22 protein-coding genes are annotated in these 19,923 nt (G+C 73.1%); 9 read left to right on the top strand and 13 right to left on the bottom strand.

Features of this window, described 5'->3' with window-relative positions:
* Positions 1-8 precede the first annotated feature (8 nt).
* Positions 9-1,145, top strand: a complete 1,137-nt coding sequence (locus ACE7GA_RS16235) for an alpha/beta hydrolase family esterase (protein ID WP_376088503.1) — start codon at positions 9-11, stop codon at positions 1,143-1,145.
* Positions 1,146-1,213: 68 nt separating this feature from the next.
* On the opposite strand, the gene ACE7GA_RS16240 is transcribed toward ACE7GA_RS16235, so the two are convergent.
* The 3 genes from ACE7GA_RS16240 to ACE7GA_RS16250 all read right to left on the bottom strand — a co-directional run bounded on the left by ACE7GA_RS16240 (position 1,214) and on the right by ACE7GA_RS16250 (position 2,553).
* Entirely contained in the window at positions 1,214-1,348 is a 135-nt protein-coding gene (locus ACE7GA_RS16240; RefSeq protein WP_376088506.1) for a hypothetical protein, read from the bottom strand.
* Between the two features lie 79 nt (positions 1,349-1,427).
* Entirely contained in the window at positions 1,428-1,964 is a 537-nt protein-coding gene (gene thpR / locus ACE7GA_RS16245; RefSeq protein ID WP_376088509.1) for an RNA 2',3'-cyclic phosphodiesterase, read from the bottom strand.
* A 4-nt stretch (positions 1,965-1,968) separates the two neighbouring features.
* Entirely contained in the window at positions 1,969-2,553 is a 585-nt protein-coding gene (locus ACE7GA_RS16250) for an arylesterase (RefSeq protein ID WP_376088512.1), read from the bottom strand.
* Positions 2,554-2,644: 91 nt separating this feature from the next.
* On the opposite strand from ACE7GA_RS16250, the gene ACE7GA_RS16255 reads away from it, so the two are divergent.
* From ACE7GA_RS16255 to ACE7GA_RS16285, 7 genes are all read left to right on the top strand, one after another.
* Positions 2,645-3,394, top strand: coding sequence for an ABC transporter ATP-binding protein (locus ACE7GA_RS16255; RefSeq protein WP_376088515.1), 750 nt, complete (start codon positions 2,645-2,647; stop codon positions 3,392-3,394).
* Entirely contained in the window at positions 3,391-4,728 is a 1,338-nt protein-coding gene (locus tag ACE7GA_RS16260) for an ABC transporter permease (protein ID WP_376088518.1), read from the top strand. The genes ACE7GA_RS16255 and ACE7GA_RS16260 overlap by 4 nt, the downstream gene beginning before the upstream one ends.
* 708 nt (positions 4,729-5,436) lie before the next feature.
* Positions 5,437-6,048 (top strand): FtsX-like permease family protein, encoded by a 612-nt coding sequence (locus ACE7GA_RS16265; protein WP_376088521.1) that lies wholly within the window; start codon positions 5,437-5,439, stop codon positions 6,046-6,048.
* On the top strand, positions 6,045-7,430 hold the full coding sequence (locus ACE7GA_RS16270; RefSeq protein WP_376088524.1) for a CoA transferase: 1,386 nt from the start codon (positions 6,045-6,047) through the stop codon (positions 7,428-7,430). The genes ACE7GA_RS16265 and ACE7GA_RS16270 overlap by 4 nt, the downstream gene beginning before the upstream one ends.
* 58 nt (positions 7,431-7,488) lie before the next feature.
* Positions 7,489-7,992 (top strand): nucleoside deaminase, encoded by a 504-nt coding sequence (locus ACE7GA_RS16275; RefSeq protein ID WP_376088527.1) that lies wholly within the window; start codon positions 7,489-7,491, stop codon positions 7,990-7,992.
* 97 nt (positions 7,993-8,089) lie between these two features.
* Positions 8,090-8,893: a Bax inhibitor-1/YccA family protein gene (locus ACE7GA_RS16280; RefSeq protein WP_376088530.1), complete on the top strand. Its 804-nt coding sequence runs from the start codon at positions 8,090-8,092 to the stop codon at positions 8,891-8,893.
* Positions 8,894-9,301: 408 nt separating this feature from the next.
* Positions 9,302-9,895, top strand: coding sequence for a hypothetical protein (locus ACE7GA_RS16285; protein WP_376088533.1), 594 nt, complete (start codon positions 9,302-9,304; stop codon positions 9,893-9,895).
* A 23-nt stretch (positions 9,896-9,918) separates the two neighbouring features.
* On the opposite strand, the gene ACE7GA_RS16290 is transcribed toward ACE7GA_RS16285, so the two are convergent.
* The 4 genes from ACE7GA_RS16290 to ACE7GA_RS16305 all read right to left on the bottom strand — a co-directional run bounded on the left by ACE7GA_RS16290 (position 9,919) and on the right by ACE7GA_RS16305 (position 15,066).
* On the bottom strand, positions 9,919-10,653 hold the full coding sequence (locus ACE7GA_RS16290) for a CarD family transcriptional regulator (protein WP_376088536.1): 735 nt from the start codon (positions 10,651-10,653) through the stop codon (positions 9,919-9,921).
* A gap of 670 nt (positions 10,654-11,323) precedes the next feature.
* Positions 11,324-11,650 carry a ferredoxin FdxA gene (gene fdxA, locus ACE7GA_RS16295; RefSeq protein WP_376088539.1) on the bottom strand — a complete coding sequence of 109 codons (327 nt, stop codon included), beginning with the start codon at positions 11,648-11,650 and terminating at the stop codon, positions 11,324-11,326.
* A 103-nt stretch (positions 11,651-11,753) separates the two neighbouring features.
* Positions 11,754-12,065: an RNA-binding S4 domain-containing protein gene (locus ACE7GA_RS16300; RefSeq protein WP_376088542.1), complete on the bottom strand. Its 312-nt coding sequence runs from the start codon at positions 12,063-12,065 to the stop codon at positions 11,754-11,756.
* A gap of 13 nt (positions 12,066-12,078) precedes the next feature.
* The gene (locus ACE7GA_RS16305; RefSeq protein WP_376088545.1) at positions 12,079-15,066 is read right to left on the bottom strand and encodes a helicase-related protein; all 2,988 of its coding nucleotides are present in this window, start codon (positions 15,064-15,066) and stop codon (positions 12,079-12,081) included.
* 72 nt (positions 15,067-15,138) lie between these two features.
* On the opposite strand from ACE7GA_RS16305, the gene ACE7GA_RS16310 reads away from it, so the two are divergent.
* On the top strand, positions 15,139-16,416 hold the full coding sequence (locus ACE7GA_RS16310) for an MFS transporter (RefSeq protein WP_376088548.1): 1,278 nt from the start codon (positions 15,139-15,141) through the stop codon (positions 16,414-16,416).
* Here the strand turns inward: ACE7GA_RS16310 and ACE7GA_RS16315 are convergent.
* The 6 genes from ACE7GA_RS16315 to ACE7GA_RS16340 form a co-directional block, all read right to left on the bottom strand.
* Positions 16,305-16,682, bottom strand: coding sequence for a DUF5615 family PIN-like protein (locus tag ACE7GA_RS16315; protein WP_376088551.1), 378 nt, complete (start codon positions 16,680-16,682; stop codon positions 16,305-16,307). The two genes, ACE7GA_RS16310 and ACE7GA_RS16315, sit on opposite strands and share 112 nt — an antisense overlap.
* Positions 16,679-16,906, bottom strand: coding sequence for a DUF433 domain-containing protein (locus tag ACE7GA_RS16320; protein ID WP_376088554.1), 228 nt, complete (start codon positions 16,904-16,906; stop codon positions 16,679-16,681). The genes ACE7GA_RS16315 and ACE7GA_RS16320 overlap by 4 nt, the downstream gene beginning before the upstream one ends.
* Positions 16,907-16,946: 40 nt before the next feature.
* Positions 16,947-17,075: a hypothetical protein gene (locus ACE7GA_RS16325; protein WP_376088557.1), complete on the bottom strand. Its 129-nt coding sequence runs from the start codon at positions 17,073-17,075 to the stop codon at positions 16,947-16,949.
* Positions 17,076-17,077: 2 nt separating this feature from the next.
* Complete coding sequence (locus ACE7GA_RS16330; protein WP_376088560.1) at positions 17,078-17,710, bottom strand: metallophosphoesterase family protein; 633 nt, start codon at positions 17,708-17,710, stop codon at positions 17,078-17,080.
* Positions 17,707-18,630 carry a diacylglycerol/lipid kinase family protein gene (locus ACE7GA_RS16335; RefSeq protein WP_376088563.1) on the bottom strand — a complete coding sequence of 308 codons (924 nt, stop codon included), beginning with the start codon at positions 18,628-18,630 and terminating at the stop codon, positions 17,707-17,709. The genes ACE7GA_RS16330 and ACE7GA_RS16335 overlap by 4 nt, the downstream gene beginning before the upstream one ends.
* 487 nt (positions 18,631-19,117) lie before the next feature.
* Positions 19,118-19,921, bottom strand: a complete 804-nt coding sequence (locus tag ACE7GA_RS16340) for a hypothetical protein (protein ID WP_376088566.1) — start codon at positions 19,919-19,921, stop codon at positions 19,118-19,120.
* Between the last annotated feature and the right edge of the window lie 2 nt (positions 19,922-19,923).

The raw sequence follows: 19,923 nt of genomic DNA on the forward strand, positions 1-19,923 counted from the left end.
GGACCACCATGCGCAAACCTCGCCTCGACCTCGCGGCCCTCATGCGACTCCGCCGCGGGGGCATGGGGGTGCCCGGTCCGGCCGGCGACGGGCATCTGCTGGACGTCGCGGAATTCGGGCCGAACCCGGGCGGCCTGCGCATGCTTTCGCACGTGCCGGAAGGGCTGCGCCCCGGCGCGCCTCTCGTTGTCGCGCTGCATGGCTGCACCCAGACCGCCGCAGGCTACGATCGGGGCAGCGGCTGGTCGGCGATGGCGGAGCGGCTGGGCTTCGCCCTCCTCCTCCCCGAGCAGCGGCGGGCGAACAACCCGAACCTCTGCTTCAACTGGTTCGAGCCGGGCGACGCCGCGCGCGGGGCGGGCGAGGCCGCCTCGATCCAGGCCATGGTCGCGCACATGGTCGCGGAGCACGGCCTGGACCCGGCCCGGATCTTCGTAACCGGCCTCTCGGCAGGGGGCGCCATGGCCTCCGTCATGCTCGCGACCTATCCGGAGGTTTTCGCGGCCGGCGCGATCGTCGCCGGCCTGCCCTATGCCGCGGGCTGGGGCGTCCAGCAGGCGCTGGCGGCGATGTCCCACCCAGGCGACCTTCCCGCCTCCGCCCGCGGCGACGCCGTGCGACGGGCTGGGCGGCATGCCGGCGCCTGGCCGCGGGTCTCCGTCTGGCATGGCGACGCGGACCTGACCGTGAACGCCGGCAACGCCGAGGCCTGCACGCGCCAATGGCTGGACCTGCACGGCCTGTCCGCCGCGGCGCCCGTCACGCTGCGTCGTTCCCCGAATCACGTCGTCCGTCGCTGGCACGGGCCGGACGGCCAGGTCCGCGTCGAGGACCACCGGATCGCCGGCATGGGCCACGGCGTCCCCCTCTCGCCCGGCGAGGGGGATGGCTGCTGCGGCGAGGCCGGTGCCTTCCTGCTCGACGTCGGCGTGTCCTCGACCCACGGAATCCTGGCCTTCTGGGGACTGGAGGAGGCGCCGGCCGAAGCGTCGGCCGCCGCGGCCCCTTCCCGCCTGCCCGTGCCATCGGGCCGGGTCTTCGTCGTCGACGCGGCAGGCCAGGTTGTCCCCGACATGCCCCCGCCCCGCGCGCCGCGCCCGTCGAACCCACCCCCGTGCGTGGCATCCTGGACATCGGCGCGGTGATCAACGCGGCCTACCGCGCTGCCGGCCTCACCGGCCGGTAGGGTGCCAGCCCCGGCGGGTCGGTCGGATCAGGGCATCAGCCCGGCGAAGAGCAGGCCGGCCAGGACGACGCCGATCAGGGCAAGGGCCTTCGGCACGTCCCGGAAGACGCTGGCCCAATCCGTCCGGGGTCGGTGATCCGAGGCAGCGGCGGGGGTTCGCATGACGGGTACGCTAGCACTCGCGTCCCGCGGCCATCGAACACGATTTGGCCATGATTCCGGCCCCGATTCGTGCGCCGCTTCAGGCCAGCTCGTACTCCACTTCCGGAACGTAGACCGGGTTCTCCTTGCCCAGGCGGGAGGAGAAAAGCGTGAAATGTTCCACCCGCACCGGCGGCGCGCGGAACAGCGAATGTGCCTGCACGAACTCCACCAGCTTGTGCGTCGGCGCCTTGTCGGTGCGGGCGAGCGTGACGTGCGGGGCGAAGCGGCGCCGTTCCGGCTCCAGCCCAATGCGCTGCAGCGCCGTCTCCACCTTCGCCTGTAGGTGCGACAGCGCCTCCGACCGGTCCGCCCCGACCCAGAGGGCGCCGATCTTCCCCGCCTTCTCGAAGGTCCCGACCCCCGCCAGGGACAGGTCGAACGGCCGCGTGCGGATCGTGGACAGCGCCTCGTCCACCTCGTCGGCGCGCCAGCCTTCCACCTCCCCGATGAAGCGAAGCGTCAGGTGGTAGTTCGCCGGCGGCACCCAGCGCGCGCCCTGGATCCCGCCGGCCAACATGGACAGGTGCGTGCGGAGGCTCGCCGGCAAGGCGAGCGCCACGAACAACCGGACCATGTCCTCACGCGACCCGCACGCGATCGAGCAGCGTCTCCACCGCCGGCAGCATCCGCTGCACCATGACCGCGACGCCCTGCGGATTCGGGTGAATGCGGTCCGGCTGGTTCAGCGCCGCATCACCTGCCACCCCATCCAGCAGGAACGGGTAGAACACCACGCCCTCCCGCGTCCCGAGGTCGCGGAACACCGCGTCCAGTTCCCGCGCGTAGTCGCGCCCGAGATTCGGCGGGGAGAGCATGCCCGCCAGCAGCACCGGCAGCCCGCGCTGCTGCAACCGGTCGAGGATGGAGGCGAGGTTCGCCCGCGTCGCCCGCGGCTCGATCGCCCGCAGCACGTCGTTGCCGCCGAGCGCCACGATCACCGCATCCGGCCGCTCGGCCAGCGACCAGTCGAGCCGCGCCCGCCCGCCCGCCGTCGTGTCGCCGGACACCCCGGCATTGATGACCGTCACGTTGCGCCCGCGCGCCCGCAGCGCCTCCTGCAGCCGCACGGGCAGCGCATCGGGACCCGGAAGTCCGTAGCCCGCCGTGATGCTGTCGCCCAGCATCAGCAGTCGCAACGGACGCCCCGCGGGCGCCTGCGCCACTCCCTGAGCCTGGACACTCGTTGCGCCAAGAAACAGAGCGATACCGACCGCGCCCCTGTGCAACGCCGCGCGCCGTCCCGATATCGCGGCCATGCCGGATTCCCTGAACCATGTTCCACCCACGGGGCCCGCGGGGCGGGGCGCCACGGATGGCGCGCCCCTGATCGAGGCGCGCAACCTGTCCTTCAGGGTGGTGGGGGCGGGGGGTGAGGTCAACATCCTGCGCGGCGTGGACCTCTCCATCGGCCGCGGCGAGGCCGTCGGCATCGTCGGTCCCTCCGGCTCCGGCAAGACGACGCTGCTGATGCTGCTCGCGGGCCTGGAGCGCGCGACCGGCGGCACGCTGCGCGTCGCCGGCGAGGAACTCGCCGCGATGGATGAGGACGCCCTCGCGCGGTTCCGCCGCGACAACCTGGGCATCGTCTTCCAGTCCTTCCACCTCGTCCCCACCATGACCGCGCTCGAGAACGTCGCGATCCCGCTGGAGTTCGCCGGCCGCGCCGACGCCTTCGAGCGTGCGGAGGCCGCGCTCCGCTCCGTCGGCCTCGCCCACCGTCTGCGCCACTACCCCGGGCAACTTTCCGGTGGCGAGCAGCAGCGCGTGGCCCTCGCCCGCGCCTTCGTCGCCGAGCCCAAGCTCCTCCTTGCCGACGAGCCCACCGGCAACCTCGACCGCGCGACCGGCGATAAGGTCATGGACCTGCTCTTCGAGATGCGCGCGCGCTTCGGCACCACGCTTCTCCTCATCACCCACGACCCCGCGCTGGCCGAGCGGTGCGAGCGCCAGGTGCGCGTCGGCGACGGCCTCATCGTCGCAGATTCGGCGCTGGTGGCTGCATGAGCCACCTCGCCATCGGCTGGCGCCTCGCGCGGCGGGAGCTGCGCGGCGGCGTGAAGGGGCTGCGCATCGTCCTCGCCTGCCTTGCCCTCGGCGTCGCCGCCATCGCCGCCGTCGGCACGCTACGCGCGGCGACGGAAGCCGGGCTGACCGCCGACGGCGCCCGGCTGCTCGGCGGCGACATGGCCATCGCGACCTCCCAGCGCGACATCGGCGAGCCCGCGCATGAATGGCTGCGCGCCCGCGGCGCGCGGACGAGCGACCTCGTCTCCATGCGTGCCATGGCCGTCGCCCCCTCCGGCGACCGCACCCTCGTTGAACTCCGTGCCGTGGACGCGGCCTACCCGCTCATCGGCGAACTCGTCCTCGACCCGCCCGGCCCCTTCGGTGGGGGCGCCAACGGCCTTCCGCCCGTCGCGCTGGAACCTGTCACCGCCAGCCGCCTCGGCCTCACCCCCGGCGACGTCGTCCGGATCGGCGAGGGCCGCTTCGCCTACCGCGGCGCCATCGCGTCGGAGCCCGACAAGGCCGCGGGCGCCGCCCTCTTCGGCTCCCGCGCCATCATACCCGCCTCGGCCCTGGCCGCGACCGCCCTGGTCCAGCCCGGCTCCCTCGTGAACTACGAGACGCGCGTCACCTTGCCGCCCGGCACCGACGCCGCCGCCTTCGCGCGCGACCTCCGCGCCCAGCCCTTCGCGGATGGCGGCTGGCGCATCCGCCTGTCCTCGCAAGGCCAGCCCGGCGTGAACCGCTTCCTCGACCAGGCCGCGTCCTTCCTGACTCTCGCGGGCCTCACGGCACTTCTGGTCGGCGGCATCGGCGTCGCGACGGGCGTCCGTTCCTGGCTCGATCAGCGCGCGCGAACCATCGCGACGCTGCGCTGCCTCGGCGCCCCGGCCGGCGCGATCTTCGCGACCTACCTCATCCAGGTGATGGTCCTCGCGCTGGCGGGCATCGCGATCGGCCTCGTCGCGGGCTACGGCCTGACCTGGGCCGCCGCCTACTTCTGGCGGACGCGCTGCCCGTCCCCCCGCGCCTCGGCTTCTACCCCGTGCCGCTCGGCACCGCCGCGCTCTACGGCCTCCTCGCCGCGCTCGCCTTCGCGCTCTGGCCCCTCGGCCGCGCGCGGGAAATCCCGGGCGCCGCCCTCTTCCGCGACGCCGTCCAGCCCGCGCGCGGCCGGCCGCGCCTGGCGCTCCTGGCAGCCAACGCCGCCGCCGTCGCCGCCCTCGTCGCGCTCGTGGTCCTCACTGCCGAGCGCCCGCTCTTCGCGCTTTCCTTCTGCGCCGCCGCCCTTGCCACCCTTGCCCTCTTCCGCGGCGCAGCTTGGGCCTTGATGGCGATCGCGCGCCGCATCCCCGCGATGCGCCGCCCCTCGCTCCGCCTCGGACTTGCCAACCTGCACCGCCCCGGCGCGCCGACGCCGCTCATGCTCGTCTCGCTCGGCATCGGCCTCTCCACCCTCGCCGCGATCGCGCTGATCGAGGGCAATCTGCGCCAGCAGATCAGCGACAGCCTGCCCAGCGCCGCCCCGTCCTTCTACTTCGTGGACATCCAGTCCGATCAGGTCGCGGAGTTCGACGCCCTGGCCCGCGCGCAGCCCGGCGCCGGCGACATCCGCCGCGTCCCCTCCCTCCGCGCCAGGATCGTCGCGGTGAACGGCGTTCCTGCCGAGCAGGTGCAGGCGACGGAGGAGACCCGTTGGGCCCTCCGCGGCGACCGCGGCCTCACCTACGCCGACGCGATGCCCGAGAACACGCGCATCGTCGCGGGCCAGTGGTGGCCGCCGAACTACGACGGCCCGCCACTGGTCTCCCTCGACGCCAACCTCGCCCGCGGCTGGAACGCTGGCATCGGATCCACCATCACCGTCAACGTGCTGGGCCGCGACATCGACCTGCGCATCGCCAACCTCCGCGACGTGGAATGGCGCAGCCTCGGCATCAACTTCACCCTCCTCGCCTCGCCCGGCTTGCTCTCCGCCGCGCCCCATACGCACATCGCCACTGCGCGTCGCCGGGAACGACCCGGCGCGCGACGCGGGCGTGCTGCGCGCCATCACCGACGCCTTCCCGAACGTCACGGGCATCCGCGTCCGCGACGCGCTGGACGCGCTCGCCACCGTGCTGACGCGGCTCGGCACCGCGCTCGGCTCCACCGCATCCGTGACGCTGCTCTCCGGCCTGCTGGTGCTGGCCGGTGCCGTCGCCGCGGGCCAGCGCCGCCGCATCCGCGACGCCGTCGTCCTGAAGACCCTCGGCGCGACGCGGGCCCAGATCCGCCGCGCCTGGCTCGTCGAGTTCGGCCTCCTCGGCCTCGTGGCGGGGATCGTCGCCAGCATCGTCGGCGCCGCCGCGTCCTGGGGCGTGACGCGCTACGTCATGCGCGCCGACTGGACCTTCCTGCCCGGAACCCTCGCGCTGACGATCATCCTCTGCGTGCTGCTGACGCTCGCCATGGGCTACGCGGGCACCGCGCTCGCGCTGCGGGCCAAAGCCGCGCCGCTGCTGGAACGAGTGACGGGGGCAGGGCACCCCCGCCGTCCCGGCGCCCCAGCCGGGCGGCGCCCTGCCCCGCCCCTCCTCCTTCGCCTGACCGCCATGCGTCTCGGGCGCGTTGCGGCCCGCGCCGCGGCCGTGCTGCGCTGGACCGCATGACCGATCCCGCCATCCTCGCCGACCTGCTGGACGGGGTGGGCCTGGACCGAGGGTTGGCCGGCCGCGCCTTGATCGCCGGCCCGGCGCACGTCCTCCCCTCCTCCTTCCGGCTCGCCGAAGCCGCGGCCGGCAGCATTGCCGGCGCCGCCCTCGCCGCCTCCGAAGTCCTGCGCCGCCGCACCGGCCGCGCCGCCGCCGTCACCCTCGACACCCGCCACGCCGCCGTGGAATTCGCCAGCGAAGGGCACCTCCGCGTGGACGGCGCCCCGATGGGCGAGGCCTGGGACGCGCTCGCCGGTGCCTACCGCTGCCGCGACGGCGGGGTGGTCCGCATCCACACGAACTTCCCGCACCACCGCGACGGGTTCCTCCGCCTCCTCGGCGCGGATTACGACCGTGCCTCCGTCACGCGCGCGTTCGAGGCCTGGGACGCTTCCGCCTTCGACGAGGCAGCCGCGGCGACTGGCCTGCCCTGTTCCCGCATGCGCAACTTCGCCGAGTGGGACGCCCACCCCCAATCCACCGCCGTCGCCTCCCTCCCGCTGGTCCATATCCGCCGGACCGGCGATGCCCCGCCCGAGGGCTTCCGCGGCGAGGCGCGCCGCCCCCTCTCCGGCGTCCGGGTCCTGGACCTGACCCGCATCGTCGCCGGCCCCGTCGCCGGCCGCACCCTCGCCGCCCACGGGGCTGACGTGCTCCTGATCAGCGGCCCGCACCTGCCTTCCATCCCGACCCTCGTCGCCGACACCGGGAGGGGCAAGCGCTCCGCCGCCCTCGACCTGCGCGACGAGGCGGGCCGGGACACGCTGCGCGACCTGATCCGCGGTGCCGACGTGTTCCTGCAGGCTTATCGCCCCGGCGCCCTCGCCGCCCGCGGCTTCGGGCCGGAGGACCTGGCCGCGCTGCGCCCCGGCATCGTCTGCGTCTCCCTCTCGGCCTACGGCTCGGCCGGCCCCTGGTCCGGTCGCCGCGGCTTCGATTCGCTGACCCAGACCGCGACGGGCTTCAACCACGCGGAGGGCGTCGCCGCCGGCACGTCCGGCGAGCCGAAGCCCTTCCCCGTCCAGGGGCTCGACCACGGCTCCGGCTACCTCCTGGCCCTCGGCGCGATGGCCGCCCTGCTGCGACGCGCGGAGGAGGGTGGGTCCTGGCACGTCGAGGTCTCGCTGGCCCGCACGGCCCACTGGATCCGTGGGCTCGGCCGCGTCGAGGAGGGCTTCGCCGTTCCGAAGCCCGACCCCGCCCCCTACCTCGAAACCACCGACAGTGGCTTCGGCCGCCTCACCGCCGTCCGCCACGCGGCCACCCTGGACGGTATCCCCGCCGGCTGGGACCGCCATGCCGTCCCGCTCGGAACCCACCCCGCGCGCTGGGACGCCTGACCAGCCCCGATCGGGGGGGGGGGGCAGGGGCCAGGTCGCCTGGGCTACGATCACCTTCATGGCCGATTCGCTCACCGACCGGGACGCCGCCTTGCTCCGCCGCGCCATCGCCCTCGCGGGCGAGGCCCGCGCCCGCGGTGACCGCCCGTTTGCCGCCGTCATCGCCGATGCCGATGGCGCCGTCCTCGTCGAGGCCGGGTCTACCCAGGGCGCCAGCGGCGACGGAACCCTTGCGCACTCCGAGATGAACGCCTGCGGCGCCGCGATCCGCGCCGGTATCTCGCGCGGGACGTTGGCGCAGGCCACGATCTATTCGTCCGGCGAGCCATGCGCGATGTGCTCCGCCGCGATCTTCTACACGGGCCTGGGACGGCTGGTGTATGGCCTTTCGAACGCCGCCATCCTGCACCTGCGGAACGCCCAGCCCCATACGGCCGGCCTGTCCCTGACCTGCCGCGGGGTGCTGGAAACCGCCCATGCGCCGCCCGAGGTCATCGGTCCCTGCCTGGAGGACGAGGCGGCTGCGCCACATCATGGCTACTGGATCCCGGGTGCCGCTTGAGCCCTCTTGATAGGGATTACAGTTTCTCCATATACCGGTCATCGGAAGGGGCCCCTCGGTCCCGCCGCGACCCCTTGGGGGAGGAGTTCTGAGCCACATGGCCCTTGGTCCCGACAACCGGTTCCAGCCGAACCTTTCGGCCTGGACCAACCCGCTGGGCCGCACCGCGTCGTCGGTGGATGCCGCGACGCTGGATGCCGGCCTGCGCGCCTACATGCTGCGCGTCTACAACTGGATGGCGTCCGGCCTGCTGCTGACCGCGATCACCGCCTACGTGATCGCGAACACCGGCCTGGGCGAGCTGTTCTACACCGTCGTGCGCACCCCGCGTGGCCTCGCGACCCAGCCGACGATCCTCGGCTTCGTCGCGATGTTCGCCCCGCTCGCCTTCGTGCTGGTGCTGTCCTTCGGCATCAACCGGCTGAGCAAGGGCGCGACGCAGGCGCTGTTCTGGCTCTTCGCGGTCGCGATGGGCGCCTCCATGGCGAACATCTTCGCGGTCTACGTGGGCGCCTCCATCGCCTCGACCTTCTTCGTCACCGCCGGCATGTTCGCGGCCGTCTCGATCTACGGCTACACGACGAAGGCCGACCTGACGCGGATGGGTTCGTTCCTGATGATGGGGCTGATCGGCATCCTCATCGCCGGGCTGGTGAACGTCTTCATCCAGTCCTCCGCGCTGCACTTCGCGATCTCGGTCATCGGCGTCGTGGTCTTCGTCGGCCTGACCGCCTTCGACACGCAGCGCATCAAGAACGACTACGTCGAGTACGCCTACGCCGAGGGTTCGGACGAGGCCGCCAAGCGTTCCGTCTTCGACGCGCTCGGCCTCTACCTGAACTTCGTCAACCTGTTCCAGCTGCTGCTTCAGTTCATGGGCGTCCGCCAGTCCTCCGACTGACGTGTCGTCCGACTGATCGGCCGGCGCGGCCGGGCGAGTTGGAAGACCCCGGGGGAGCGATCCCCCGGGGTGTTTCATGCGCGCGAGCGCGATACTCGCAGCCGCTGGGCCAGCCCAGGGACGCGTGCCTGGGACCTCTCGCGGGCCGGGAACAGGAGGCTTTCAACGCCCCGATCGAGGAACCCGTAGCTGCTGCTCAGCCCGCCACCTACCGCTGTACCGTACGGCCCGGAGGGGCAAGGGGCACCACCCTGTCGCCGGAGTCCGTCCGGAGCGGCAAGCCTCGACCGGCTTGCCCGCGCGAAACCCGTCTTTCTCGCAGGACATCGCCCGCGTCGTCTTTCGGACGTTATGGTGCCTCAGGCCTGACGAATGGTCCCGCCAAGCGTTCACTACCGGAGAGGTCAGATGCGCGCACTCCTTCCCCTTTTCCTCCTAGGCGGCTGCGTGGCGGCGGAGCCCTACGCGGCCGCGCCGACCTACGCCGCGCCGGGCTACGCGGCCCCGGAGTACGGGGCGCCCGGCTCGGTGGCGCCAGAATACGTCTCTCCGGGCTACGTCACCGGCGACTACGTCGCGCCGGGCTACGTTGCGCCCGGATATGGCTATCGTCCGCCGCCGCCCGCCTACTACGCGCCGGGGCGCGCCTATGGCGGGGCGCGCTACGCACCGCCGCCCTACTACGATCGGCGTGGCTACGACGCACGCGCCTATGACCGCCGCTACGACGAACGACGCTACGAAGACCGGCGCAACGAAGATCGCCGCAACGAAGACCGGCGCTCCCGTGACGTCTATGACCGTCGGCGGGATCCGCAGCCTGCCCCGGTGGGGCCGCCGCCTCGCGGCGGAAACTACCTCGGCGCGCCGGTGGGTGCCGCCCGCCCCGCGCCGCCGCCGAGCGGAGGCAACACCCTCGGGGCACCGGCAGGCGGCCCGCGTCCGGCGCCGCCGGCACGAGCACCGGAGCAGCCCCGCACCAGCGGCGTCCTGGGAAGCTGAGGCGGGGGGGAAGCTCCCCCGCCTTACTCCTCGATCTTCGCCTCTTTCGGATCGGCCTTGCCGAGCGTCGTAATGAGCTTGGCCTGCGCCGTCGCCTTGTCCGTCTTGTCGATGGCCGCGACCTCCGCCGACAGCCGCTCCAGCGCCAGTTCATAGATCTGGCGTTCGGAGAAGGACTGGTCCGGCTGCCCCGCGTTGCGGTGCAGGTCGCGCACGACCTGGGCGATGGCGATCGGGTCGCCGGAATTGATCTTCTGCTCGTACTCCTGCGCCCGGCGCGACCACATCGTGCGCTTGATCCGCGCGCGGCCGCGCAGCGTGTCCATCGCCTCCGTCATCACCTTCTCGGACGCGAGCTTCCGCAGCCCCGACGACGCGGCCTTCGCCATCGGGACCTTCAGCGTCATCCGATTCTCCTCAAAGGTGATGACGATCACCTTGAGGACATGGCCGGCGATCGGGATCTCCTCGATCCCCACGACGTGGCCGACGCCGTGGGTCGGATAGACCACGTCGTCGCCCGCCTTGAAGTCCTTGCCCGGGTTGCCGGTCGGCTTCGGCGGCGGGGCAGGGCGGATCGGCCCCTGGATGACGGATGGCGCGGGCGGCGGCTGCGGCGCGGCCGCCTGCGCTTCCGCCAGGCCAGGACGCGCCGCCTCGGGTGCCGCGGGCTTCGGCCGGTTTGCCGGCGCCGCCTGGGGCGCCGGCGCGGCGGCGGCAGCGCTCGGCGCGTCGGGCTTGGGAGCGTCGGGCTTCACGGCGTCGGCAGCCTTGGCGACCGGGCTGGGCGCGACAGGGTTAGGCGCGGGCGGGTTGGGCACCGCAGAGGTGGGCTTCGGCGCCGGCGTCGCCTTTTCGGGCGGCTTCGGTGCGGGGAGGGGACTTGTAACCTTCGGGGTTTCCTTCTTCGCCGCGGGCTGGGGCGCGGGCTTCGCCTCGGGCACCTTGGACGGCGGCCTGACCGGCTGCGACGGGGGCGGGGCGACCTTCGACGCGGGCCGCGCGGGCGCGGCCTTCGCGGCCGGCTTCGCGGTCGCGGGCACGGCGGCTTTCGCGGGGGCTTGCTCACCGGCGCCGCCTTGCGGGCCGGCGCGATCGCCTTGCCCTTGGCGGTCGCCCTGGACTTCTCCGGCACGGCCTTGGCCTTCCCCTTCGGTGCCGCCTTGCTGGCGGGGGTCTTCTTGCTGGCCGGGGCGCCGGCTGACTTCGGCATGCGGTTCTCCGCGCGAGGGGGACGCCGCGGCACCGCGGAGGCGGCACCCTGCGCCCGGCCGGGGGTCCGAAACGGCGTATCCCGCCGCCCTTCCCGTCCGAGACTAGCGTTCCATCATTACCCTATCACGAATCGCCGATTCCGTCACGCGTCCCGACCATCCGGCCCGAACGCCTCCGGTACCGCCGGAGTTCAGCACGGCAACCGGAACGGCCTCACCCCGGCGCGGGGTCGAAGAGCTTCGCCTTGTCCGGCTTCCCGTCCCACTCCTTCGCGTCCTCCGGCGCCTCCCCCTTGCGGGTGATGTTTGGCCAGGACGTCGAGTAGTTCCGGTTGATCTCCACCCACTCCGCCGCCTTCGGGTCGGAGTCCGGCACGATGGCCTCGGCCGGGCACTCCGGCTCGCACACGCCGCAGTCGATGCATTCGTCTGGGTGGATCACCAGCATGTTGGCGCCGACGTAGAAGCAGTCCACCGGACAGACCTCGACGCAGTCCATGTACTTGCACTTGATGCAGTTCTCGGTGACGACGTAGGTCACGGCGGGCGGGTTCCGGTCACGCTGTCAGGTATGCGGCAGACATGGCCCGAAGTGGTGCGGTGCACAAGTCGTCCGGCCGCGCGGCAGGGACGCGTTCCGGCGCTCAGGACGCCGCGGCATCCAGGTCCTCGTAGAGACTCTGCGCCTCTGCCGGTGGCCCGCGCCGAGCCGCCAGCGACGCCACGCGCCAGACCCGCACCACGCCGCGTTCAGCATCGCCCAGCGCGAGCGTCAGCACGTCGCCCGGTCGCAGCCGGTAATGCGGCTTGTCGACCGGCTGCCGGTTCACCCGCACCGCCCCGGCCTCGACCATCCGCGCGCAATCCGCGCGCGTCTTCCGCAGGCGCGCGCACCACAGCCACTTGTCCAGGCGTTGCCAGTCCCGGTCCTCCGTCCCGGTCCCGGCACCGCTCATGGACGCGCAGCCGTCAGGACGGCTTCCCGAGCTTCAGCTTCGCGAGCACCGCGAAGGGGCTGTCGGGATCGGGGCCCCGGTCCCGCGGCGCGAAGACCGGACGCGCCGGCCCGAGCTCCGGCCCGCCCCGGTTGCCCCGCGGGGGCCCGCCGCGCCCGTCGCGGGGCCGGTCCCCGTCACGCGGCGGCCCGCCGGGCCCGCGCGGCCCACGACGGTCGCCCTCGCCACGCGGCGCGCCGGCCTGCTGTCCCCGCTCCCCGTGCGGCCGATCTCCGGGCATACGGTCGCCCGGGGTACGGTCGCCTGGGGCACGCTCGGCCGGGGCACGGTCGCCTTGCGGCCGATCGCCCTGGGCGCTCCGATCCCGCGGCCGGCGGTCGTCGCGCCGGGGGCGGTCGCCCTCGCGCCGTGGCCGATCGGGCGCCGCACCCTCCGCCGGGGCCGTCGCACCCTCGGCCGGCGCGGCATCCCCGGTGGCCGGCGCTTCCGCCGCGCGCTGCTGCCCCGGCCGACGATCCGGCCGCCGTTCCCCGCGCCGCTGCCCGTCCGGCCGCGGCACCCGCGGCTCGTCCCGCCGGGCCGCGACGAGTTGCGGCGTCGCCGGCCCGAGGAAGCCCTCCGGCAGCGGTTCCTGCGGCACCAGCCGGAAGCCGAGCGTCCCCAGCACCGCCGCCAGCGTGTCCGCCTTCGCCCCGAGGCGCGAGGCGATGTCCGGCGGCAGCGCCGCCGGCCCGCGCCGCGCCATGTGGCCCAGTTCGCCCGCGATGCGCTCCGCCACGTCCAGCCGCACCATCAGCGGCCCGGCCGGCACCCAGCCCATCGTCCCGGCGAAGCCGCGGCCAGTCCCGCGGCGGCTGGATGGACACCAGCCCGCCCCCGGCAACTCAGGCACCGCCTGGTTCGCTCGGATCGCCCAAAGCTGCGCCCGCAGCGCCATGGGCCGCGGCTTCAGCATCTCCGGCAGGTACAGCGCGAACCGCCCGGCGCGCACGCCGATCGCCTTCAGCTTCCCGCGGATCTCCTGGTTGATCTCCCGCTCCGTCCCGCCCGGCAGCAGGCCGAGATACTCGCGCAGACGGAACACGTGGCCCCGGAGGCTCGCATCCTCCTCCGCCTTCTTCTCCGCCTCGATCAGCGGCGCGAAGTCACGGGCGACGACGGCGTCCAGCCACGCCACCAGCCGTGCCCGGATCCGCTCCTTCTGCGCGCCGTCGAGGAACTCCGAGTCCAGCGGTTCGATCACCGGCTTCTCCGGCTTCTCGCCGGGCTTGAGCTTCGCCACTTCGGCCGGCTCGTGCTCCCCGAACTTCCAGGTGATGCGCTGGAGGCGAGTCATCGCGAAGCCCTCGTCCGGCGAGGCCTCGAGCAGCGCGACGCGGCGCGGCATCTCCTCCCGCAGCGCGCGACGGGCGGCGCGGAGCATCACCTCCCGCTCCTCCTTCTCGCCGGCATCGGCCGCCGGCTCGAAGACGAAGCCGCGCACATGGCCGACGGGATGGCCCTCCACGACCACCTCCCCGTTCCGCGCGACGGCCGAGAGGAGGTTGTCCCCGTCCTCGTCCAGCTTGCGGATCAGGTGTGCCGAGCGCCGATCCACGAAGCGCGTCGTTAGCGTCTCGTGCAGCGCGTCGGAGACGCGGTCCTCCGCGGCCCGCGCCATCTCCTGCACCTCCGCCGCATCACGCAGCCAGTCGGCCCGCGACGCCACGTAGGTCCAGGTGCGGATGCCCGCGAGGCGCTGCATCAGCGTGTCGAGGTCGCCCTCCGTGTTGTCGAGCGCCGCCAGCGCGGACCGCGGCCAGTCGGTTTCCAGCGTTCCGTGCTTCGCCAGCGCCGTGAACACCCGCGCGCAGAAGCGGATATGGCTGTCATCCGCCAGTTTACGGTAGTCGGGGACCTGGCAGGCATCCCACAGCATCTGCACCCGCCGCCGGTGGTCCGACAGGTTGCGGATCTCCTGCTCGCGCGAGAGCGCCTCCAGCGTCACGTAGTCCGTCGCGTCGTTGCCACGCGCCAGCCCCTGGAAGGGCGGCGGCTGCGAGAGCGACGCCAGCAGCGCGTCGATGCTCGCGAAATCCAGCGCCGAGTTCCGCCAGGCCAGCGTCGTCAGCGGCTCGAACTGGTGCCCCTCGATCTTCTGCACGAAGTCGTCGGCCAGCGGCGGGCAGTCCGCGGTCACGCCGAAGGTCCCGTCCCGCATCCCGCGCCCCGCGCGCCCCGCGATCTGCGCGGCCTCCTGCGGCGTCAGCGGCCGGGGCCGATGCCCGTCGAACTTGTTGAGGGACGCGAAGGCCACGTGGTCCACGTCCATGTTCAGGCCCATCCCGATCGCGTCGGTGGCCACGAGGAAGTCCACTTCCCGGTTCTGGTACAGCGCGACCTGCGCGTTCCGGGTCCGCGGCGACAGCCGCCCCATGACCACGGCGCATCCGCCGCGCCGCCGCCGGATGGCCTCCGCGATCGCATAGACTTCGCCCGCGCTGAACGCGACGACGGCCGAGCGCGGCGGCAACCGCGTCAGCTTCGCAGGCCCCGCATAGGTCAGTTGCGAAAGCCGCGGACGGCCCTCGACCTCCGCCTGCGGAACGAGACGTTGCAGCAGCGGCCGGATCGTCTCCGCGCCGAGGAACATCGTCTCGACCAGCCCCCGCGCATGCAGTAGCCGGTCCGTGAAGACGTGGCCGCGGTCGGGATCGGCGCAAAGCTGGATCTCGTCCACCGCGACGAACTCCACGCGCCGGTCCAGCGGCATGGCCTCGACGGTGCAGGCGAACCACTTGGCCTCCGGCGGGACGATCTTCTCCTCGCCCGTGAGCAGGGCGACATTCTTCTCGCCCTTCGCGGCGACCATGCGGTCGTAGTTCTCGCGCGCCAGTAGGCGCAGCGGGAAGCCGATGATCCCGCTGGAATGCGCCAGCATCCGCGTGATCGCGAGGTGGGTCTTGCCGGTGTTGGTCGGGCCGAGGACCGCCTTCACCCGCGCGGGGAACATGTCGCTCATCTGCGCCGACGTGTGGCGGGGCTTCGGGGGATTGGCAAGCCGATGGAGGAGGGGGAGGGTGGCGCCGCCCGCATGGACAGCACCACCCAGCCGCCCAGGACCGCGCTCCGCCACGCCGGGCTGCTCGCCGCCGTCTTCCTCGGGGTGGGCGTCGCCATGCCCTTCGTGCCGCCCTTCCTGGCCTCCCGCGGCCTCACGGCGGGGGAGGTCGCGGTGGTGCTGTTCGCCGGCTCCGTCATCCGTTTCCTCGCCGGCCCGCCGCTCGGCCGCGCCGCGGACCGGCTTGGCGACGGCCGGCTCCTCCTGATCCCCTGCGGCCTGGCGGCCGCCCTCGCCGCGCTGCTCTACCTCGCCGCCGACGGCTTCCTGGCCCTCCTGATCCTCATGGCGGCCTTCTCCCTCGCCATCGCCCCGATCGTCCCGCTGGCCGAGGCCCTCTGGGTCGCCGCGGCACAACGGGAACGGCTGGACTACGGCCGCGTCCGCGCCGCGGGGTCCGCCGCCTTCATCCTCGCAGCCCTCGCCACCGGATGGCTCGCCACGCGCGCCGGGACCGAGGCGGTCCCGCCCCTCCTCGCCGGCTCCTACCTCGCGGTCGTCGTCGCGGCCTGGTGGCTCCCGCGCGCCGCCGGACCAGCCCCGGCCGCCCGCGGCGGCGTCTTCGCCCTGCACCTGTTCCGCGTCCCCGGCTTCACCCGCCTCGTAGTCCTCAGCGCCCTCATCCAGGGCAGCCACGCCGCCTATTACGGTTTCGGCAGCATCCACTGGCTCCGCGCCGGCCATTCCGCCGACAGCATCGGCCTGCTCTGGGCCGAGGCGGTGCTCGTCGAGGTCGCGCTCTTCTTCTGGGCCGGCCGCCTCTTCGCCGGCTGGTCCCCGCGTGCCCTGACCCTGCTCGCGGTGGGCGCCGTCATCCTTCGCTGGACCGGCACCGCCGCCACCACGGACCTCGCGGCCCTCTTGGCGCTCCAGGCGCTGCACGCCGTGACCTTCGGCGCCCAGCACCTCGCGGCCATGCGCTGGATCGCCGCCCATGCCCCGCCCGGCGAGGCGCTGTCGATGCAGAGCCTCCACGCCGCCCTGGGCGGCACGGCCTCCATCGCGCTCGGCACCCTCGCCGCGGGGCCGCTCTACGCCGGGTCAGGCGCCGGCGTCTTCCTGGCCGCCGCACTCATGGGCTTCGCCGCACTTCCCGTGGCGTGGACCTGGCGGGAGGGAGGCGTGCCTGACGAGCGGTCCTACGACGCGGGCCAGCCACGAATAACGATGGCGCCGTGCGAAAACACCTCGACCAGCTTGGTGGTCAAGTCGTCCAGGGGCTCAAGGGCCGCCAGCACTCCGCCGAAGTAGCGGGCCTGCTCGTCTACCCGCAAATCTCCGGGCACCACGATGACGAGCCCGTCATGGATATTCTCCTGCGCGTAGAGGCGAAGGAAATCGCGCGCGGTGCTGGTGACGAAGACGTATCCGCCGTCTCGGATGACCCGCATCAGGCGGTGATCCGGCGTGCCGGACAGGCCCGGGAAGTTGACGTGCGTCGCCGCTTTGCCCCGGGCATGGGCGAATGCGGCGAGGTCCGGGGAAAGGCACTCGTCGAAAAGGAAAGGGTCCCTCAAAGGGGCTTTCCGGCGCGCTCCCAGGCCAGCACGGCATCGATCCCATCCACTGGCAGCGACGGGTAATGCCGAAAGATGTCGAAGCGGGAGGTGCCGTGCCGGATCTCGGCCAGGATGTTTCCGGCAGGAACCCGGGTGCCCTTTACGACGGGCGTGCCGCTCAGGATCTCCGGGTCGCTGACGACGATCGTCCCGCGAACCGTGGGGTAAGGCAGGTCGGTCACAGCACCAAGGATAGCCCGCCGACGCCAGCGGCGGGAGAGGTCACGCCCACCCCGCCCCATCCCACCGGTGCGTCGTCCACGTCGCCCCGCGTCCGTCCACGACGATCCGGTTGTAGGCGTTCGCCTCCCCCCGCAGCCGCGTGGAGGTTGCGGAGCCCGCCTGCAGCACCGTCAGTGACGCCCCGCCATCCGCTGCCACCCCATGCGTCCGCGCGTAGCCCCGGTGCAGGTGCCCCGCGAGCACCAGCCGCACCCCCGCCCGCGCCAGGTCACGCAGCGCGCGCTCCCCCGTTCCAGCACCGGCGTCGTCGGCGCATCCTCCGGCGCCAGGAACGGGTGGTGGGCCACGACGATCCGGTACGGCCCCTCCGGCAGCCGCCGCAGGCGCCGCAGCACGCGCAGCAGCCCGGCGCGCGGCACCCGCCCATTCTGCCAGTCCAGCGTGTTGAGATGCGCCCGTGCCACGGTGTTCAGCCCGATGACCTGCACCTCCCCGTCCTGCCAGACGGGCTCCGGATCCTCGGCGATGAACTCGCCCCAGCGTCCGAAGGGATCGAGAAACCGTTCCCAAGGATAATAGGCCGTGATGTCGTGGTTGCCTGGCACCGCGACCCAGGGCGCGCGCAGCGCGTCCAGGAAGGCCCGCGCCGCCGCGTATTCCCGCCGACGCGCCCGCATGGTCAGGTCCCCCGACACGACGACGAGGTCGGCCGGATCCCCGTTCAGCCGCGCCAGCAGCGAGTCCACCGCCCCCTGATCGACGCGGCAGAAATGCAGGTCGGAGATGTGGTCCAGCCGCCTCACGCCGCCGCATCCTCCGGCCTCGGCACCAGCACGTTCAGCGCGCGCGGCCGCACCTCGTAGCGCAGCGGCGTGTCCAGCACCGCGACCTCGCCGTCATTCATCACCCGCAGGTGCGGCCGCCGCGAGAGGATGACGAAGCCGGGCTCCGACAGGATCGCGACGTCCGCATCGCGCTTCCAGGCGCCGAGCGCCATGCGCAGCAGCATCCGGACCGACCAGACCATCGTGAAGCGCCGCGGCACGTGCAGCGTCAGGCGCCCGCCATCCAGCGTCACGCGTCGGAACATCGCCCCCGGCGCCTCGTCGTACTCGTTGTTCACGACCGACAGCGCCCGGGTCCACAGCCGCCAGGGCCGACGCCAGCCCGGTGCCATGACCGTCAGCCGGTACGGCCGCTTCCGCCGCATCGCCCGCACGAAGGCGAAGACGACGCGCAGCAGCGCGCGCCAGGTGCGCTGGTGCCGGTACTGTTCCCGGAAGCGAGCGATCGCGTTCGGCGCACCGATGACGGACTGGCACAGGAAGGCCTCGCCGTTGAGCATGCCGACGTCGATGGCCCGCGTCGTCGCGCGCCCCAGCGCCTGCGCCGCCTCCAGCGGCTCCAGCGGCAGACGCAGGTCGCGCGCCAGCAGGTTCAGCGTACCGACCGGGATCACCCCGAGCGTCCGGCCCGTGCCGGCAAGCTGCGCGCCGACCGCCCGGATGGTCCCGTCACCGCCGCCGACGATGACGACCGGCGCCCCGCTCTCGATCGCCGCCTCGATCCGCGCGGAGATGCCGGTCCCTTCCACGTCTCCGGCGCGGATCACCAGCAGGTCGAAGCCCGCCGCGCGCAGCTCCTCCTCGACGAGTTGCACGAGTTCGGGACGGCTCAGGAGAGTGCCGGCGCGCTCGTTCAGCACCAATGCAGCGCGGGTCATGCGGAGGGGGACGGTCTCGGCCGGTTCGGGCGCGGAACGCGCCGGCGCGGCTCACGGTTGCCGGTAACCGTCCATTCGTGAAGCGTCACGAAAATCGGGACGCTGACCAGGAACGGAGACGCCCGATGCCCGTCATCACATCCCGCCATCCTACGCGTTCGCCCCGCCTGCCACTCGGTGCTTCGATGGAGCCGCCTTGGAACGCCCCGCTCCTCCAACCGTCCCCCATGCGGCCCGTCGAGCGCGACGAGAGCGAAGCATCCGCATGGCCGAACGTTAACTACCCCCGCGCGCCGCGGTGGCGCGATGCTATCCGCTCGGCCTGATCGAGGAATACGACCGTGCGTGCCATGCGAAGCGTTCAGCTTCCCCCCCTGACCCTCTCGGGCGTCCTGCGCGGCCTGATGGACCTGCCCTGGCGCGCCACCTTCTTCATCGTGGTGCTGCCGACCCTTCCGCCCATGTAGGCGGCCTCGCCCTTCGCCGTTCAGTCGCGCTCCGCCGGCCATCCTGGCGGCAGCCAGCCACGTCGGCGGAGGGCGTCCCACCCGGCCCAGTCCCGGGGGTGCGGCCGTTCCGGCGCATCAACTGGCAGGCCCTCGCAGTGGTTCACCCAGGCGCGTGCCCGATGAAAGGCGAATGCTCCGCCGGGCCGCGGCCCGTCCATGTCCCGGACGACCCGCTGCTCCCCCACCGCGGACGTTCCGAGGACGCCCCGCGGCCCGGTCAAGCCGTCGCGGTCCGACACCGCGTTCTCCGCCCGCGACCCTAGTGCCGCCTGCAGCTCCGCCGACAAGCGCCGCCGGAGCGTGCGCGACACGTCCATCGCCCCAAAGGTTACGACGCGGATGTCGGGCAGCGCCGCATTCCGCGCCCGCGCCGCAAGGCAGGCCGCCCCCTGCAACTGCGCCAGCCCGCCGCCGAGGGATTGCCCGGTGAACCGGAGCGCCCCGGCATTCGGCCAGCGCGCCTGCACCGCCAGCGCCGCCGCGACCGCCGCATCCAAGGCGGGGATCGCGGCCGCCCCTGCCAGGATCGCCCCCGCCGTGCCGAGGTCCTCCTTCAGGCCGCCGAACAGCGCCCCCGGCGACCGCGTGTCGAAGCGCGTTCCCCGGTTGACGACGAAGATCCCGCCATCCGGCCCGGCCCCGTGCAGCACCGCGCCGAGATACCCGTTCCCCGCCCCGCGCAGGATGTCGAGGACCTGGAAGCCGAAGGGCGGCTCCCCGCCGCCCTCCAGGTCGAATACCCAGGCGCAGAGGACCGCGCACCGCGCGTCCAACTGCGCCATGG

Source organism: Roseomonas sp. CCTCC AB2023176, from assembly GCF_042259275.1.
Lineage (GTDB): Bacteria > Pseudomonadota > Alphaproteobacteria > Acetobacterales > Acetobacteraceae > Roseomonas.

What these genes read in the sequence shown, in the direction of transcription:
- ACE7GA_RS16235 (WP_376088503.1), top strand. Translation starts at nt 9, where the DNA reads ATGCGCAAACCTCGCCTCGACCTCGCGGCCCTCATGCGACTCCGCCGC.
- ACE7GA_RS16240 (WP_376088506.1), bottom strand. Translation starts at nt 1,348, where the DNA reads ATGCGAACCCCCGCCGCTGCCTCGGATCACCGACCCCGGACGGATTGG.
- thpR (WP_376088509.1), bottom strand. Translation starts at nt 1,964, where the DNA reads ATGGTCCGGTTGTTCGTGGCGCTCGCCTTGCCGGCGAGCCTCCGCACG.
- ACE7GA_RS16255 (WP_376088515.1), top strand. Translation starts at nt 2,645, where the DNA reads ATGCCGGATTCCCTGAACCATGTTCCACCCACGGGGCCCGCGGGGCGG.
- ACE7GA_RS16260 (WP_376088518.1), top strand. Translation starts at nt 3,391, where the DNA reads ATGAGCCACCTCGCCATCGGCTGGCGCCTCGCGCGGCGGGAGCTGCGC.
- ACE7GA_RS16270 (WP_376088524.1), top strand. Translation starts at nt 6,045, where the DNA reads ATGACCGATCCCGCCATCCTCGCCGACCTGCTGGACGGGGTGGGCCTG.
- ACE7GA_RS16275 (WP_376088527.1), top strand. Translation starts at nt 7,489, where the DNA reads ATGGCCGATTCGCTCACCGACCGGGACGCCGCCTTGCTCCGCCGCGCC.
- ACE7GA_RS16280 (WP_376088530.1), top strand. Translation starts at nt 8,090, where the DNA reads ATGGCCCTTGGTCCCGACAACCGGTTCCAGCCGAACCTTTCGGCCTGG.
- ACE7GA_RS16285 (WP_376088533.1), top strand. Translation starts at nt 9,302, where the DNA reads ATGCGCGCACTCCTTCCCCTTTTCCTCCTAGGCGGCTGCGTGGCGGCG.
- ACE7GA_RS16300 (WP_376088542.1), bottom strand. Translation starts at nt 12,065, where the DNA reads ATGAGCGGTGCCGGGACCGGGACGGAGGACCGGGACTGGCAACGCCTG.
- ACE7GA_RS16305 (WP_376088545.1), bottom strand. Translation starts at nt 15,066, where the DNA reads ATGAGCGACATGTTCCCCGCGCGGGTGAAGGCGGTCCTCGGCCCGACC.
- ACE7GA_RS16310 (WP_376088548.1), top strand. Translation starts at nt 15,139, where the DNA reads ATGGACAGCACCACCCAGCCGCCCAGGACCGCGCTCCGCCACGCCGGG.
- ACE7GA_RS16335 (WP_376088563.1), bottom strand. Translation starts at nt 18,630, where the DNA reads ATGACCCGCGCTGCATTGGTGCTGAACGAGCGCGCCGGCACTCTCCTG.
- ACE7GA_RS16340 (WP_376088566.1), bottom strand. Translation starts at nt 19,921, where the DNA reads ATGGCGCAGTTGGACGCGCGGTGCGCGGTCCTCTGCGCCTGGGTATTC.